The organism is Streptosporangium sp. NPDC051023 (assembly GCF_040689595.1).
In the GTDB taxonomy this organism is placed as follows: Bacteria; Actinomycetota; Actinomycetes; order Streptosporangiales; family Streptosporangiaceae; genus Streptosporangium.
The window spans coordinates 71,642-87,416 of the sequence record NZ_JBFBCE010000039.1 but is presented as its reverse complement, the minus strand read 5'-3'; the positions used below and the strand labels follow the sequence as shown (position 1 = coordinate 87,416).

Sequence of the window (15,775 nt, the reverse complement as noted above, 5' to 3'; positions counted from 1 at the left end):
TCGGCTCGGCCGCGCCAACCCCCGGAGGCCTCGGCGCCGTCGAGGCCTCCCTCTCCGTCGGCCTGACCCTCTCCGCGCCCGTCTTCCTTTCCTGCGTCCGTTCACGGCCTGAGCCCGAGCGTGGGCTCGGATCAGGCCGCTGTCACGATCCGGCTCAGCTCTTGGCGAGCAGGGAGCGCAGGACGTACTGCATGATGCCGCCGTGGCGGTAGTAGTCGGCCTCTCCGGGGGTGTCGATGCGCACGACCGCCTGGAACTCCTTGCCATCCGCGCTGACCGTGACGGTCCGCGGGATGCCTCCGGCGTTGAGCTCCTCGACACCGGTGATGTCGAAGGTCTCCTCGCCGGTCAGGCCCAGCGACTCGGCCGTCTCGCCCTCGGGGAACTGCAGCGGCAGCACGCCCATGCCGATGAGGTTGGAGCGGTGGATGCGCTCGTAGGACCCGGCGATCACGGCGCGGACGCCGAGCAGCGCGGTGCCCTTGGCCGCCCAGTCACGGGAGGAGCCGGAACCGTACTCCTTGCCCGCCAGGACGACGAGCGGGACGCCCGCGGCCTGGTAGTTGGCGGAGGCGTCGTAGATGAAGGACTGCGGGCCGCCCTCAAGGGTGAAGTCGCGGGTGTAGCTGCCCTCGACGCCGTTGAGCAGCAGGTTCCTCAGCCGGATGTTGGCGAAGGTGCCGCGGATCATCACCTCGTGGTTGCCGCGGCGGGAGCCGTAGGAGTTGAAGTCCTTGACCTCGACGCCGTTCGCCTTGAGGTAGTCGGCGGCGGGGGTGCCGACCTTGATGGCGCCGGCCGGGGAGATGTGGTCGGTGGTGACCGAGTCGCCCAGCTTGGCCAGGACCCGCGCGCCCGTGATGTCGGTGACGGGGGTCGGCTCCGACGGCATGCCGTCGAAGTAGGGGGCCTTGCGGACGTAGGTCGAGGCCGGGTCCCACTCGAAGGTGTTGCCGGTCGGGATCGGCAGCGACTGCCAGGCCTCGTCGCCCTTGAACACGTCGGCGTAGTCGCGCAGGAACATGTCCTGGTCGATCGAGGCCGCGACGACCGCGGAGACCTCCTCCGGCGAGGGCCAGATGTCGGCGAGGAACACCGGCTCGCCGTCGGTGCCGGTGCCCAGCGGCTCGGTGTTCAGGTCGAGGTCCATGGTGCCCGCGAGGGCGTAGGCGACGACCAGCGGCGGGGAGGCCAGGTAGTTCATCTTGACGTCGGGGTTGATCCGGCCCTCGAAGTTACGGTTGCCGGACAGCACCGCGGTGACGGCGAGGTCGTTGGCCTGGATGGCGGCGGAGATCTCCTCCTGCAGCGGGCCCGAGTTGCCGATACAGGTGGTGCAGCCGTAGCCGACCAGGTTGAAACCGATCTTGTCGAGGTACGGCTGGAGGCCGGAACGCTCGAAGTAGCCGGTCACGACCTGCGAGCCGGGGGCGAGGGAGGTCTTCACCCACGGCTTGCGGGTCAGACCCTTCTCCACCGCGTTCCTGGCCAGCAGGGCGGCGCCCATCATGACGTAGGGGTTGGAGGTGTTGGTGCAGCTGGTGATGGCCGCGATCGTCACCACGCCGTGGTCGATCTCGAAGCTCGTGCCGTCGGCCAGCGTGACCTGGACCGGCCTGCGGGGACGGTCGCCGTTGAGACCGGCGGCGTGCGGCTTGTCGCCGTTGGTCTCGTGGTCGACCGCCGGGGAGTCGGAGGCGGGGAACGACTCGTCAGAGGCCTCGTCGACCGCTCCCAGGACGGCCGGGGCGTAGTCCTTGACGGCCGCGCGCCAGGCCCGCTTGGCGTCGGACAGCGCGATGCGGTCCTGCGGGCGCTTGGGACCGGCGATGGACGGGACGACCGTGGCCAGGTCCAGCTCGATGTACTCGGAGAAGACCGGCTCCTCGGCGGAGGGGTCCAGCCAGAGGCCCTGGGCCTTGGCGTAGGCCTCGACGAGCGCGACCTGCTCCGCGGAGCGGCCGGTCAGCGTGAGGTAGTCGATGGTCTGGCCGTCGATCGGGAAGATGGCGCAGGTCGAGCCGAACTCGGGGCTCATGTTGCCGATCGTGGCCCGGTTGGCCAGCGGCACACTGGACACGCCCTCGCCGTAGAACTCGACGAACTTGCCGACGACGCCGTGCTTGCGCAGCATCTCGGTGATCACGAGCACCAGGTCGGTCGCGGTGGCCCCGGCGGGGAGCTTGCCGGTCAGCTTGAAGCCGACCACGCGCGGGATCAGCATGGAGATCGGCTGACCGAGCATCGCGGCCTCGGCCTCGATGCCGCCGACGCCCCAGCCGAGGACGCCGATGCCGTTCTCCATGGTGGTGTGAGAGTCGGTGCCGACGCAGGTGTCCGGGTAGGCCTTGCCGTCGCGGATCATCACGACGCGGGCGAGGTGCTCGATGTTCACCTGGTGCACGATGCCGGTGCCCGGCGGGACGACCTTGAACTCGTCGAAGGCCGTCTGGCCCCAGCGCAGGAACTGGTAGCGCTCGCGGTTGCGCTCGTACTCCCTGTCGACGTTGCGCTGGAAGGAGTCGGCGCCGCCGAAGAAGTCGACGATCACGGAGTGGTCGATGACCATCTCCGCGGGCGCGAGCGGGTTGATCCTGGCGGGGTCGCCGCCGAGGTCGCGTACGGCCTCGCGCATGGTGGCCAGGTCGACGACACAGGGCACGCCGGTGAAGTCCTGCATGATCACGCGGGCCGGGGTGAACTGGATCTCCACGCTGGGCGCGGCGGTGGGGTCCCACTGGCCGAGGGCGCGGATGTGGTCGGCGGTGATGTTCGCGCCGTCCTCGGTACGGAGCAGGTTCTCCAAGAGGATCTTCAGGCTGTACGGGAGGCGTCCCGACCCCTCGACGGCGTCCAGCCGATAGATCTCGTATCCCGCGTCACCGACGCGGAGCGTGTCACGGCTGCCGAAGCTGTTCGCGGACACGGTTCGCCTCCCTTATCACCCTGGGTTGTCTGACGCACCCACACAAAAAGGGCGCAACTGAATCCTGCCGCACCGTCGGAGTGCCCCAGTCGGTTAGGTATGCCTAACCAGCGGATCACCCACAGGTTGCAGCGGTTGTCTCGACATCAAGATATCGCGGCATATATCTCGACATCAAGTTACTTATCAGTATGGTCAGGCCTGGACGAGCCGGAAGTACAGCAGCCCGAGAACAACGACGGAAAGTGCCGGGGCGAGAAACTTCTGCTCGAAAGCACGGCCCGTCTTAATGCCGATCTTCCACGGCAGCAGCCAGCGCTGCCGCATCGGCCACAGCACGGGACAGCCCTGCTCCGTGCAACAGTCTCCTACGACGTGCACCAGGCAGCCGACCGCGACGGCCAGCCCCAGCCAGGCGTAGCCCACGTTCTCACTGCGGAAGACCACGAACAGCCCGGCCGTCAGGCCGATGTTGACCATCGCCGAGGCGACTTTCTTGCCCGGCACGCCGATGCCGATCGCCCGCAGCGCCAGGCCGATGAGCAGCACGACGAGGATGTCCCTGCCGATCGGATAGGTGTTGGCCAGGTAGTGGGCCCCGAACCCGATGGCGATCGCGAACAGCAGCGAGTGGGTGGCGTGGCGGTGGCCTCCGCTCAGCCAGGCGACGGCCTTGCTGAGTCCCCAGGTGATCGGACCGAAGGTCTGGGCGATCGTCGCGCTCGGATGGTCCAGGTCCGGCAGCATCGCGGCCCCGGCGCAGACCAGTGTTCCGGCGACGAACTCGGCCGGGGTGAGCGCGTTCACCATGACGCCGGTCTCTATGAACCTGGAGGATTCCGTGAGCAGCGGCAGGGCCGCCAGCGTCGGCGCCACCCCCAGCCACGCCACTGCTCCCGTCAGCGCGTGCGTGTGCCCCATCATCGGCCAAACACTCCCATCAAGATCACGTTGGTCGACTGTACGGCAAAGCCCACCCCAAGTGGAGGATCGCGTCATTTTCCACCATCGGCGTGTCGGCCGTAAGAGGCCCCGGGGTGAGTCAGCCGTAGGGAGTCCCGGGGTGAAACGTACTCAAGGCGCCTGGTCCGCCGAAGAGGTTCCGGGACACTCCCGGCTCAGGCCCGCGAAAAGGCTGCGAAAAGGCCACGAAAGGCCCGCGCGCTCAGGTGACCATCAGCCGACTGGCCACACCGATCGCGTCGACCGAAACGGCTCAGAGGAGCCGGAAACGTTCACCGGGGAGCGTGCCGCTCACCGGCGCCGGACGGGCTCGCCCAACCGCTCGCCGTACCGGCGCCAGGACGACAACCAGCACGGTAGAAGCACGGTAGAAGCACCGTAGAAGCACCGTAGAAGCAGGGTGAAAGCACGGACAACCGGCACGGCGAGGCCATGCGGTCACCGTGTCGTTTTCTCCCCCGTCGTCAGTTTCTCCCCCGTCCGAACGACCGGGCGTCGTCCCGCTCCCACGGAGACCGCCTCGCGGTCCAGTCGTCCGACGGCCCGGACCTCCACCTCGGAGACCGCCTGCCGGTCCGGTCGTCCGACTGCTCGTATCTCCGGTTCCTGGACCGCCCGCCACCCCGGGCGTAGGGCTCCTCGAAGCCCCGGCTCCTCGAACCCCTGCCACTCCAGTCCTCGAAGCCCCGGCTCCTCGAACCTCTGTCGCTCCAGTCCTCGGAGCGCCCGAAGGTCCATCGTCTGGACCGCCTGCCGGTCCAGTCGTCCGACCGTCCGGCCCTTCGCCCCCTCGGCCGCCCGGCCGCCCGGTCCTCCGGCCACTCGAAGCCCCGATTTCCTGCGCGCCCCGCGCCCCAGGGACCCGATCGCCCGGACACCCGGCTTCTCGACCGCACACCGGCCCGGCCGTCGGCCCCTCTCACACCGGCTCGGCCGTCGGCCCCCCGCACACCGGATCCCGTGGACCGTCTGACTCCCCGGGCCCTGTCGCGCCGTCCGCCTGAGTCCGGCCACCAGGCCCGCCAGCCGTCGGAACGTCTGACGCCCTGCTCCCCACTCCGCCCGAACACCGGGTCCCTGTCGCGTTTGCCCGCCGGGTTCGACCGCCCGATCGTCCAGTTGCCGGCCCGTTTGCCGGTCGAGGTGCCCGAATGCCTGGTCCATCCGGCGGGCCGGTCGTTCGCCGACTTCGAGTGCTGAATGGCCCCGACCGCCGCGGTTCCCACGAGTACGGCCAGCAGACCGGCCCTCACCATGCTCATCCGAGTTCTCCCCCCGTTGTTCGATCTTTAGGGGGCAGATCTCTACAAACGGTTCTCTACCCTGATCAACCGGACGGCTAACGACTGGACACGAACGTCACCCGGGTCGCTCACGGCGCAGCGGGACACCCGGGCCGGCACCGGTGGCCCCCGGCCGGGCCCTCCCGCGCCCACGGTGACCCCACGGGACCCCACAGTGACCCCACGGCGGCACGATCCCGGGCGCTTCACGAAAAAGGGCGGTCCTGCCGGAGAATCTCCGGAGAACCGCCCTCCTCCTCAAGGAACGACAGACGGGACCGTTCCGCGCCGAAAGCACCCCCCAGCCCTTCCCGCACGGAACGAATCCCGTCTATGTCCTTTGTAACGTGCAGGTCTCAGGAGTTGTTCCAAATTCGGCGAGGAATTACGTGATCTAGCTCACTTTTTCGTCGCGCGACAGAGATGTCACTCTCCGTGACGGCCAATAAGAAGGGCGTGACCGGCAGAACGGCCAGCACAGCGAAGATCATGAAGGCCTCTCTCAGCCCCGCGATCTCGGCGAGCAGGCCGGCCAGACCCGCGCCGACAGGGGAGGGTTCCCCAGCTCAGCAGGCGTGAGGCGGCGCCGTACCGCCCCAGCAGCCGGTTGGCCGGGGTGGTGAGCGAAGGCCCCGGCGGAGGCCCCGAGCGTGAGGGCGGCGCCGACCCCGGTCAGCAGGCCGCCGACGGCCGGGCCCGCGAACTCGTTCGCGACGGTCTCGGCACCCGCGATCCAGGCGTTGGCCCGGCCGAGCCGTTCCCTTGGCACCGTGGCGGGAACCAGGGCGCCGATCGCGGAGTTCGCCACCACCTCGGCCAGGCCGATGAGGGGGCCCGCCAGATAGAGCAGCGGCAGGGACAGCGCCTGCGCGGCGACGGCCGTCAGCAGGGCCAGCGCGACCGCGAGCCTGACCAGGTTGGCCAGGGCGCCCAGGCGTCTGCGGTCGCTCCGGTCAACCAGCACGCCCACGTGGAGCGAGGCGAGCAGCCAGGACAGCGTCAGGGTCAGCCCGACCCCGGCGACCAGGCCCGGAGAGTCGGTCAGCCCGACGGCGAGCAGGGGAAGCGCGATCTTGGCCACCCCGTCCGCGAGGTTGGTCGCCACCGTGAACCCGACGAGCACCGTCTCGTTCCGCCGCATCGCTTGCACCGCCTGTTCCGGGTGAGCGGTCATCATGCAACCACCTAAAGACTTTAGACGGTTACGGCGTAGCCGTTCGGGCGCCGGGAGGCGCGATCGATGTGAGGGGTTGTCGATAGAACGCTCTCGATATATCTTTGAAGCATCGAGAGCGATCGAAAGACGATCGCGAAGAGAGAAGAGGTAGTCACATGACTTCGGCGAACGCAATGGGAGGCGCCTGGGCGGCGGGCATGGGCTCGCACGATTTCAGGCGCGAGATGAGGCGCGCGGCCAGAGAGGCCTTCAGGAGCATGGCGGTCGGCTGGCAGCACGGCAGGCCCGGCCCGCGCGGGGCCCAAGGGCCCCACAGCCCTCACGAGGCGCACGGCGCGCACCACCATGAGGCACACGACTTCGGACCCCGTGAGCACCGGCACAGGGAGCGCGGAGGACGGCGCGGCGGACCGTTCCCCGGCGGCCCCTTCCCCTGGGACTTCGGCAGGGGCGGCCCGTTCGGGCGCGGGGGGCCGTTCGGCGGGGGCGGCCCGTTCGGACGCGGGCGCAAGGCGAAGCGGGGCGACGTCCGCGCCGCGATCCTCGCGCTGCTGTCGGAGGAGCCGCGCAATGGGTACCAGATCATCCAGGAGATCGCCAAGCGCAGCCAGGGCGGGTGGAAGCCCAGCCCCGGCGCGGTCTACCCGGCGCTGCAGCAGCTCACCGACGAGGGTCTCGTCCTGTCCGAGGAGGCCGACGGGCGCAAGTCATTCCGCCTCACCGAGGCGGGCCAGGCCTACGTCGCCGAGCACCAGGACGAACTCCGCGCGCCATGGGAGGAGATGACTCCCGACATCGGCGACAACAGCTGGGAATTGATGGATCTGGCCCGCCAGTCAGGCGTCGCGCTCTTCCAGGTGTTGCAGACTGGCAGTGAGGCGCAGATCCGCCAGGCAAGGCAGATCATGATCGAGACGCGCCGCAAGCTCTACCAGATCTTGGCAGACGGCGACCCCGGCGAGGAGTGACCACACGATGACGTTTCCCGACGATCTCCGCATCGGAGACGCCGAACGCGACGCCGCCATGGAGGCCCTGCGCGAGCACTACGCGCAGGGCAGGCTGACCCACGAGGAGCTCGACGAGCGCCTCGACATGGTCCTGTCCGCGCGCACCGGCCGCGACCTGGCTCTCGCAGGCGCCGAGCTGCCCGACCTGTACGGCCCCCACGGCGCCGTCGCGGACGGCGGTGGGGAGTACGGGGAGCAGTGGGAACACCACCCGTGGGCCCACAGGAGCCGGGGCAGGGAGTGGCGCGAGGCGCACAGGCTCAGGCACGCCCAGCGGCATGGGCACCCGGGATGGCCGCCCCATGCCGCCTCGTGGCAGAACCCCGCGACGTTGCAGCAGTTCGCGGCCTGGCAGCGGGCCGCGGCACGGCACCACCGGGGAGAGCGCAGGGGCGGGCACCCGGCCGTCGCGGTGCTGTTCGTGATGATCGTCGTGACGGCGATCACCGGATTCGGCGCCCTGAAGTTCCTGTTTCTGGCCTGGCTGGTGATGGCCGTGGCGGGCATGTTCCACCACAGGCGCTGGCACCACCACGGCCACATGCGCCGGTGAACCACCCCGGCGTTCTCTGACCCCTGCCGGGAAGCACCCGGGTGACGGTCAGGTGAGAGACGCGGCTCAGGTGAGAGACTCCCTGAGCCGCCGCATCTCCCCCGCTATCCGGTCCAGCGTCCAGTGGGCGTTCAGCCCGCTGGGGTTGGGCAGCACCCAGACGGCGGTTTCGCCGATCCAGGTCTCCTGGGGCCCGACGGCGGCCTTGGGCTGCCCGAACGCCGTCCGGTACGCGGTCACTCCCGCCACCGCGAGCACCCGGGGCCCGGCCTCCGCGACCAGCCTCGCCAGCCGTACGCCTCCCTCGCGAAACTCCGCGGGGGACAGTTCGGCCGCCTGCGCGGTCGCCCGCGCGACCACGTTGGTGATCCCGAGACCGTACGACGGCAACTCCCACTGTTCCGCGGGGGCGAACAGCCGGGGGGTGAAGCCCGAGCGGTGCAGCGCGGGCCAGAAGCGGTTGCCGGGCCTGGCGAAGTGGTGCCCGGTCGCGGCCGAGTACAGGCCGGGGTTGATACCGCAGAACAGCACGTCGAGCGAGGGCCCGAGCACGTCGTCGATGGTCAGGTTTCCCGCCGCGGCCAGCTCGGCCCTCGTCGGCGGCGCGGGCCTCACGGGACGCGCGGAACGGTGGTCTTCCGGAGACTCTGGCTCAGCCGGGGGCACAAGGGTGAACCTAGCCCATCTCCTCCAGCTTGCGCCCCTTGGTCTCGCGCACCTTGAACCACACGAAGAAGAAGGACAGCGCGGCGAAGAAGGCGTATCCCACGTACGCGCCCGACAGGCTCCACTTGGACAGGGCCGGGAACGAGACGGTGATCAGCCAGTTGGCCACCCACTGGGCCGCGGCGGCCACCGACAGCGCGGCGGCCCTGATCCGGTTGGGGAACATCTCGCCCAGCAGCACCCAGACCACAACACCCCACGACAGCGCGAAGAACAGCACGAACACGTGCGCGGCAATCAGGGCGACGGTGCCCTGCAGCGACGGCAGCCTCACGGTCTCGCCGCTGGGGACGCCCGCGCTGAACGCCCATGCGGCCACGGCGAGCGCGGCCGTCATGCCCGTGGAGCCGATCAGCAGCAACGGCCTGCGGCCGATCCGGTCGACCAGCGCGATCGCGATGAACGTGCCGACGATGTTGATGATCGAGGTGGAGAAGCTGATGAGCAGTGAGTTGCTCTGGTTGATGCCGACCGACTGCCACAGCGATGCCGAGTAGTAGAAGATGACGTTGATGCCGACGAACTGCTGGAAGACCGACAGCAGGATGCCGATCCAGACGATCGGCAGCAGCCCGAACGAGGGGCCTCGCAGGTCGCTCAGCCGCGGCCGGTGCTCAAGGCGCAGCGAGTTCTGGATCTCCGCCATCCGCTCGTCCAGGTCGACCTTGTCGCCCTCGACCTCCCTGAGCACCCGGCGTGCCATCTCCGTCTTGCCGACCGCGACGAGGAATCTCGGCGACTCGGGGATGATCGTCGAGAAGAGCAGGTAGAGCAGCGCGGGCACCAGGCAGGCGCCGAGCATCCACTGCCAGGCCTCAAGGCCGAGCAGCTTGTTGTTGACGTCCCCCCCGGCCAGCTCGCCGATCGCGAAGTTGACCAGCTGGGAGACCGCGATGCCCAGCACGATCGCGAGCTGCTGGAAGGAGCCAAGGCGCCCCCGGTAGGCGGGCGGCGCCACCTCGGCGATGTAGGCGGGACCGATCACCGAGGCCATGCCGATCCCGACACCGGCCAGCACCCGCCAGAAGGCCAGGTCCCAGATCGCGAACGGCAGCGCCTGGCCGACGGAGCTGACGGCGAACAGGAGCGCGGCCACCTGCATCGTCCTGGTGCGCCCCCAGCGGTCCGCGATGCGCCCGGCGATCCACGCGCCGAGCGCCGAGCCGAGCAGCGCGATGGCGACGACGAACCCGATCTGGACCGGGCCGACGGCGAAATGTTTCCTGATGCCGGTGACCGCGCCGTTGATGACGGCGCTGTCGTAACCGAAGAGGAACCCGCCCATCGCCGCCGCGGCGGTGATGAAGACGACATGCCCGAGGTTCTCTTTGGAGGTGCCCGAAGGGGTGGTGCCGACCATGACAGTCCTTTCCCCGAAACACATGTGTATAACTGGGCCGCCTCCGCGAGATCGCCCCGTTCTCGATCATGAAGTCGGTATCTGCCCTGAACTGCGGAAACACACCCCTGCTCCTACCTGGAGTGTCTCACGGTGCCCGAATGTGACCTCACCGTGGCTCACCGTCCACAGGCCGTACCGCCTCCCCCCTGCTCCGGCGCTTTCCCCTCTCCCTCACGAGGGGCGGCGGACGGTCACCCTCAGGAGGGGCACCGAACGGTCACCCTCACCAAGGGCGCCGGACGGTCACCAGCGGAGGATCGCGGCCACGCCGTCGAACTCGGCGAGGGCCCGCGCGGCCTCGCCGTCCAGGACGATCACCTCGGCGTCGATGTCGAGAGCGCGCTCGATCATGCGCTCCCCCATCGTGGCGTCCGGCACGAGCGTCTCCGGTGACTCGCCCTCAGGGATCACGTCCTGCGGGTAGAGCCGCCCGTCGGCCGTACGGCAGCCGCTCCACTCGCTGGACTCGTCCAGCAGCAGCTGCGCCACCCGGCTGCCGTTCAGCGCGTCGAGCGTCGCCTCCAGACCCAGCGCGCCCGGCCCACCGGACAGGGCGGCGTCCTTCGCCCGGTCGACCAGCTCGACACCGTGGCGGGTACGGGCGGCCAGCAGCTGCGGCTCCACGTACTCGGCCAGCTTCGACGGGGGCAGCGAGTCGACCACCGCGTCGACCTGGATGACGTCACCGCCCACCAAGGGGGCCACGATCTCGGTGAGCTGGACGTCGCCGAGGAGCACGATCGTCTGCCAGCCCCGCCGCTGGGCCTCCTCGGCTATCCCCGGTCCCGCGGCGCGCAGCTGCCGGGTGAGGTTCTCCTCGACGCGGCGCTCGAACTTGTCGCGGTGCGTCGCGGCCGACCTGGCGATCTCCGAGGTCGCGGGGCCGCGCATCTGCTTCCACTCCTCGACGGGGATCTCGAAGGAGGCCCTGCCGATGTCCTCCGCCAGGCCGTACCGGTAGTCGATCATGCCCAGGCCATCGCGGGAGAGCACGACGAGGCCCGCGGGCGGCGCGGTCTCGACCGCGTTGACCAGCGGGCGCACGTAGGCCGTCGACTCCATCACGGTCTGGTCGGCCACCGGCAGCTGGAAGGAGAAGGACCGCACCTCGCCGTCGCCGACCGGCACGAACATGACCCGCCCCAGGCCGGACTCGGACGGGTCGAGAAGCTGCCGGAAGTCCAGTTCCAGCTCTTCGAGTCTTTTGAGCACGGCCATCCGCCGTGTCCTGTCCGGGTCGGCCGTCACCCGTTCCCGCAGCCCGGACAGCTCGTTGCCGAAGCGGATCCGCCACGCGGGCCGGGTCGACGACTCCTCCTGTGGGGAGGCCGTCACGTAGAACGACAGCACTCCCAGCTCGTCGCTCATGGAGGCGACCTCCCGCAGAGCGGCACGATCGAATCGCTCGAATTCCACGACGTCCCCCTGGTGGTCGAGTTCTCACCACACTAGGGAGCGATATGGAGGGGGTTATTGGCGAGGTGGGTAATATGCCCTCCTTCTGCACGTGTCTTTACCCACGGGTCACAGGCGTGGGTCAACCGGCTCCGACTCCAGGGCCAGGATCGCGAAGACGGGCTCATGCACCCGCCACAGCGGCTCCCGCTCGGCCAGCCGCGACAGCGCCTCGAGGCCGAGGGCGTGCTCGCGCAGGGCGAGCGAGCGCTTGCGCCCCAGGAAGCGGCGGCGCAGGACGTCAAGACTCTCGGTGTAGTCGGGACCGTAGATGATCCGCAGGTACTCCCGGCCGCGCACCTTGATCCCCGGCTGCACGCGGCTGAAGCGCGCGGCCGTGCCTCCGGCCCCGCCCTCGGGTTCGCCCGGCCCCGCCGTACCGTCCTGTCCCCGCGGGTCCCTGCCCTCCCGCCCGCCGACCAGGAAATCGAGGGGATCGAGAGGCTTGACCACCATGCCCTCCCCGCCCTCCGCGGTCAGCGCCTCCCACCAGCCGGTCGCCGCGTCCCTGGACTCCTGCGAAGTCAGGTCGACGAACACGTGCCGGGTCTGGGTGATGAGCGGATCGGTGAGCCCGGACAGCTTCTCCAGGTGCCAGGAGTGCGGCTCGAGCGCCGTCGCCCTGCCCTCGCAGGCCAGGATCTGGAACGGCGCCAGCCGTATCCCGTCCAGGCCTGAGACCGGCCAGCAGTAACGCGCATAGGCGTCCCTGAACCGGGAAGCGTTGACGAGGCGGCGACGGGTGCGGTCCAGTAGATCGCCCACATCCAACCCGCGCCCGGCCGCCGCCTCCAGCACGGTGACCGCCTCGGGCAGCGCGGTGCGGGCGGCGGCTCCCACCGACGCGTACTGGCTGCGGATCAGCCCCTCCGCCTTGGCCGACCAGGGCAGCAGTTCGCAGTCGAGCACGAGCCAATCGGAGCCGAGCTCGTCCATGAGCGGCTCGCACACCCGTCCGAGCCGGTCGGTCAGCTCGGTGCCGTCGTCGAAGAAGGGCCTTCCCGTGCGGGTGTACACCGCCCCCGCCGTACCGTCGGTGACGCCGAACCGCGCCGCCGCGACCTTCGGGTTCCTGGCGAGTACGGCCACCGCCCGCGAGCCCATGTGCTTCTCCTCGCACACGACCCGGGTGACCCCTGCCGCCGCGAACTCGGCGAACGCCTCAGCCGGGTGCTCCAGGTAACCGTCGAGCGCGGAGGTCTCCGGCGGCGCCATCGTCGGCGGCAGGTAGACCAGCCAGCGCGGATCGACCGCGAAGCGGCTCATGATCTCCAGCGCCGCGGCCGAGTTCTCCTCCCTGACCTTGATACGGCCGCCGCCGTGCCGCACCTCGATGTGCTTGGTGCCCCTGACATCCTCGATGGACAGCACACCCGGCTCGCGGTGGCCCGGGGCGGTGAACGGCCTGACCGACTCGTACCAGACCCGCTCCGCCGGAACCGAGACGGTCTCCCTCTCCGGGTAGCGCAACGCGGTCAGCTTCCCGCCGAACACGACGCCGGTGTCGAGACAGATGGTGTTGTTGACCCACTCGGTCTCGGGAACCGGGGTGTGGCCGTAGACGACCATCGCCCGGCCCCGGTACTCCCTCGCCCACGGGTAGCGCACCGGCAGGCCGTACTCGTCGGTCTCGCCGGTGGTCTCGCCGTACAGCGCGAAGGAGCGCACCCGCCCCGAGGCACGGCCGTGGTAGGCCTCCTTGAGCCCGGCGTGCGCGACGACGAGCCTGCCGCCGTCGAGCTGGTAGTGGCTGATCAGGCCGTCCATGAAGGTCAGCGCGGCCTGGCGGAACTCCTCGGGTTCCGCGGCGAGCTGGTCGAGCGACTCCTGCAGCCCGTGGGCGACCCGCACCTTGCGCCCGTTGAGCGCGCGGGCCAGCTTCTGCTCGTGGTTGCCGGAGACGCACAGGGCGGTCCCCGCCTCGACCATGCCCATGACGAGCCTGAGCACGCCCGGCGAGTCCGGTCCCCGGTCGACGAGGTCGCCGACGAACACCGCCGTCCTGCCCTCGGGGTGGGTCGCGCCGGTGCCGCCGGGGGCGATCTCCCAGCCCAGCGCGCGCAGCAGCGTCTCCAGCTCGGCGCGGCAGCCGTGCACGTCGCCAACGATGTCGAAGGGGCCCGCCAGGTCGCGCCTGTCGGTCCAAGCCCTCTCCCTGACGACCGCGGCGGCCTCGACCTCCTCGACGCCGCGCAGCACATGGACCCGGCGGAAGCCGTCCCTGGAGATCTTCCCCATGGACCGCCGCAGTTCCTTGCGCTGGCGCCTGACCACCTGCGGCCCGAAGGCCCGATCCGGCCTGGCCGCATTGCGCTCGATCGCCACCTCCTCGGGGACGTCCAGCACGATCGCGTCGACCAGGACGTTGTGGGACTTGGCGAGGTCGATCAGCTTCTTGCGCGCCTCCCACTGGACGTTGGTCGCGTCGACCACCGTCAGCAGGCCTCGTCTCAGGCGGGTGCCGACGATGTAGTTGAGCACGTCGAAGGCGTCGGGCGTCGCGGACTGGTCGTTCTCGTCGTCGGCGACCAGTCCGCGGCAGAAGTCCGAGGAGACCACCTGGGTCGGCGTGAAGTGCCTGCGGGCGAAGGTCGACTTCCCGCTGCCGGAGACTCCGACGAGCACGACCAGCGACATCTCCGGCACGGCGATCTCAGTCATCTCCGGCTCCCCCCTGCAGGATCTCCACGCTCTTCACGCTCTCCGCGCTCTCCGCGGCGAAAACGGCCATCTGGGTCGGCGGGCCGACCTCGGGATCGTCGTCGCCGACCGGGCGGAAGGTGACGCGGTAGCCGTACTCATCGCAGACCCCCGCAGCCCACGCCCTGAACTCGGCCCGGGTCCACTCGAAGCGGTGGTCCGGATGGCGCATGCCGTCCAGAAAGTCGTAACGCACGTTGTATTCGGCGTTGGGCGTCGTCACGATCACGTTCCCCGGCCTGGCGGTGCCGAAGACGACCCGTTCGAGCGCGCCGAGGCGGGGTGGGTCGACGTGCTCGACGACCTCCATCAGCACCGCGGCGTCGTAGCCCGCGAACCGCTCGTCGGTGTAGGTCAGCGCGCCCTGGAACAGTTCGAGCCGCTCCCGCTGCCGCTCCGGCATCCGGTCGAGCTTCAGCCTCCTGGCCGCGAACGTCAGCGCCTGCGCGGAAACGTCGACTCCGGTCACCCTGGCGAACTCCGGCCTGCCCAGTAGTTCCCCGAGCAGTTGCCCGGAGCCGCACCCCAGGTCGATGACCTTGCGTGCGCCGAGCTCGGTCAGCACGCCGACCACCGCCTCGCGGCGCAGCGTGTTCAGCGGCCGCGCGGGCGCGGAGGGCGGCTCGGGCGCGGGGAGCAGCCCGGGCTCGGTCTCCGTCTCCGTCTCTGGGGGAAGGCCGGGGTCGGGGCCGGTCACCGGGGAGTCCTCCTCGACGGGAGGTTCGAGGTCCTCCTCCACGTCGTCGCCGATCTCGGCCAGGCGGGCGAAGGCGGTGCGAGTCAGGGCCCAGCGCCTGCCCAGGTAGCGGCGGGCGATCAGGTTCCTGTCCGGGTGGGCCGCCAGCCAGGACTCGCCTGCCCTGATCAGCTTGTCCACCTCGTCCGAGGCGACCCAGTAGTGCTTGGCGTCGTCGAGCACGGGAAGCAGCACGTACAGCTGGTTGAGCGCGTCGGCCAGGCGCACCTCGCCGCGCAACGAGAGGCGGACGTAACGGGAGTCGCCCCACTCGGGGAACCCCTCGTCCAGCGGTACGGCCAGCGCCTCGACCTCCCAGCCGAGCGGCTCGAACAACCGGTGCGCCAGCTCGGAGCCGCCCCGGCAGGGCAGCACGGGCAGTGCGATCTCCAGCGGAATCGGCCGCGCGGCCAGCTCAGGGCGGCTGCGGCAGCGCCCCGTGCGCGCCGTGCGGAACACGTCCGCCAGCGCGACTGCCAGCAGCGAGGACGCGGCGTAGGGGCGGTCGTTGACGTATTGACCAAGCGCGTAGTCGGGCGTCGACCGGCCGCGTGAGCGCACCAGCCGGACCGGGTCGACGTCGAGCATCAGCGCCGCCGTGCAACGTTCCTCGCCGGCCTCCGGATAGAAGACCCGGGCCACGCCGTACGAATGGCCGAACTCCTGGACCCGGTCCGGATGTTTGTGCAACAGGAAGCCGAGGTCCGTGGCGGGCCGCAGAGTCGTGGAGATCGTGAGCAACACCCGGCTCAGTGTGCCCGATGCTCGATCCGCCCTGCCATGGATTATCACTTCCTGCATAATTTAGGGGGATTTGCCCGATCAGACCTCGCCCCGTCATGCC

11 protein-coding genes are annotated in these 15,775 nt (G+C 69.9%); 2 read left to right on the top strand and 9 right to left on the bottom strand.

Annotated elements, in window-relative coordinates; genetic code table 11:
- Positions 1-154: 154 nt before the first annotated feature.
- The 4 genes from acnA to AB0395_RS25405 form a co-directional block, all read right to left on the bottom strand.
- Complete coding sequence (acnA, locus tag AB0395_RS25420; RefSeq protein WP_366284568.1) at positions 155-2,926, bottom strand: aconitate hydratase AcnA; 2,772 nt, start codon at positions 2,924-2,926, stop codon at positions 155-157.
- Between the two features lie 195 nt (positions 2,927-3,121).
- Positions 3,122-3,850, bottom strand: coding sequence for a metal-dependent hydrolase (locus AB0395_RS25415; protein WP_366284566.1), 729 nt, complete (start codon positions 3,848-3,850; stop codon positions 3,122-3,124).
- 477 nt (positions 3,851-4,327) lie between these two features.
- Positions 4,328-4,627: a hypothetical protein gene (locus AB0395_RS25410; RefSeq protein ID WP_366284564.1), complete on the bottom strand. Its 300-nt coding sequence runs from the start codon at positions 4,625-4,627 to the stop codon at positions 4,328-4,330.
- A 1,047-nt stretch (positions 4,628-5,674) separates the two neighbouring features.
- Complete coding sequence (locus AB0395_RS25405; RefSeq protein ID WP_366284561.1) at positions 5,675-6,349, bottom strand: MFS transporter; 675 nt, start codon at positions 6,347-6,349, stop codon at positions 5,675-5,677.
- A 155-nt stretch (positions 6,350-6,504) separates the two neighbouring features.
- Here AB0395_RS25405 and AB0395_RS25400 point away from each other — a divergent pair, with 155 nt between their 5' ends.
- Both AB0395_RS25400 and AB0395_RS25395 read left to right on the top strand, forming a co-directional pair.
- Positions 6,505-7,317: a PadR family transcriptional regulator gene (locus tag AB0395_RS25400; protein WP_366284559.1), complete on the top strand. Its 813-nt coding sequence runs from the start codon at positions 6,505-6,507 to the stop codon at positions 7,315-7,317.
- Between the two features lie 7 nt (positions 7,318-7,324).
- Entirely contained in the window at positions 7,325-7,912 is a 588-nt protein-coding gene (locus AB0395_RS25395; protein ID WP_366284556.1) for a DUF1707 domain-containing protein, read from the top strand.
- A gap of 66 nt (positions 7,913-7,978) precedes the next feature.
- Here the strand turns inward: AB0395_RS25395 and mug are convergent, their stop codons facing one another.
- The 5 genes from mug to AB0395_RS25370 form a co-directional block, all read right to left on the bottom strand.
- Positions 7,979-8,527 carry a G/U mismatch-specific DNA glycosylase gene (mug, locus tag AB0395_RS25390; RefSeq protein WP_366284553.1) on the bottom strand — a complete coding sequence of 183 codons (549 nt, stop codon included), beginning with the start codon at positions 8,525-8,527 and terminating at the stop codon, positions 7,979-7,981.
- Between the two features lie 61 nt (positions 8,528-8,588).
- Positions 8,589-9,998, bottom strand: coding sequence for a sugar porter family MFS transporter (locus AB0395_RS25385; protein ID WP_366284550.1), 1,410 nt, complete (start codon positions 9,996-9,998; stop codon positions 8,589-8,591).
- Positions 9,999-10,283: 285 nt separating this feature from the next.
- Entirely contained in the window at positions 10,284-11,456 is a 1,173-nt protein-coding gene (locus tag AB0395_RS25380) for a VLRF1 family aeRF1-type release factor (protein WP_366284548.1), read from the bottom strand.
- 108 nt (positions 11,457-11,564) lie between these two features.
- Positions 11,565-14,156 carry a polynucleotide kinase-phosphatase gene (locus tag AB0395_RS25375; protein WP_366284546.1) on the bottom strand — a complete coding sequence of 864 codons (2,592 nt, stop codon included), beginning with the start codon at positions 14,154-14,156 and terminating at the stop codon, positions 11,565-11,567.
- The gene (locus AB0395_RS25370; RefSeq protein WP_366284543.1) at positions 14,149-15,675 is read right to left on the bottom strand and encodes a 3' terminal RNA ribose 2'-O-methyltransferase Hen1; all 1,527 of its coding nucleotides are present in this window, start codon (positions 15,673-15,675) and stop codon (positions 14,149-14,151) included. The genes AB0395_RS25375 and AB0395_RS25370 overlap by 8 nt, the downstream gene beginning before the upstream one ends.
- Between the last annotated feature and the right edge of the window lie 100 nt (positions 15,676-15,775).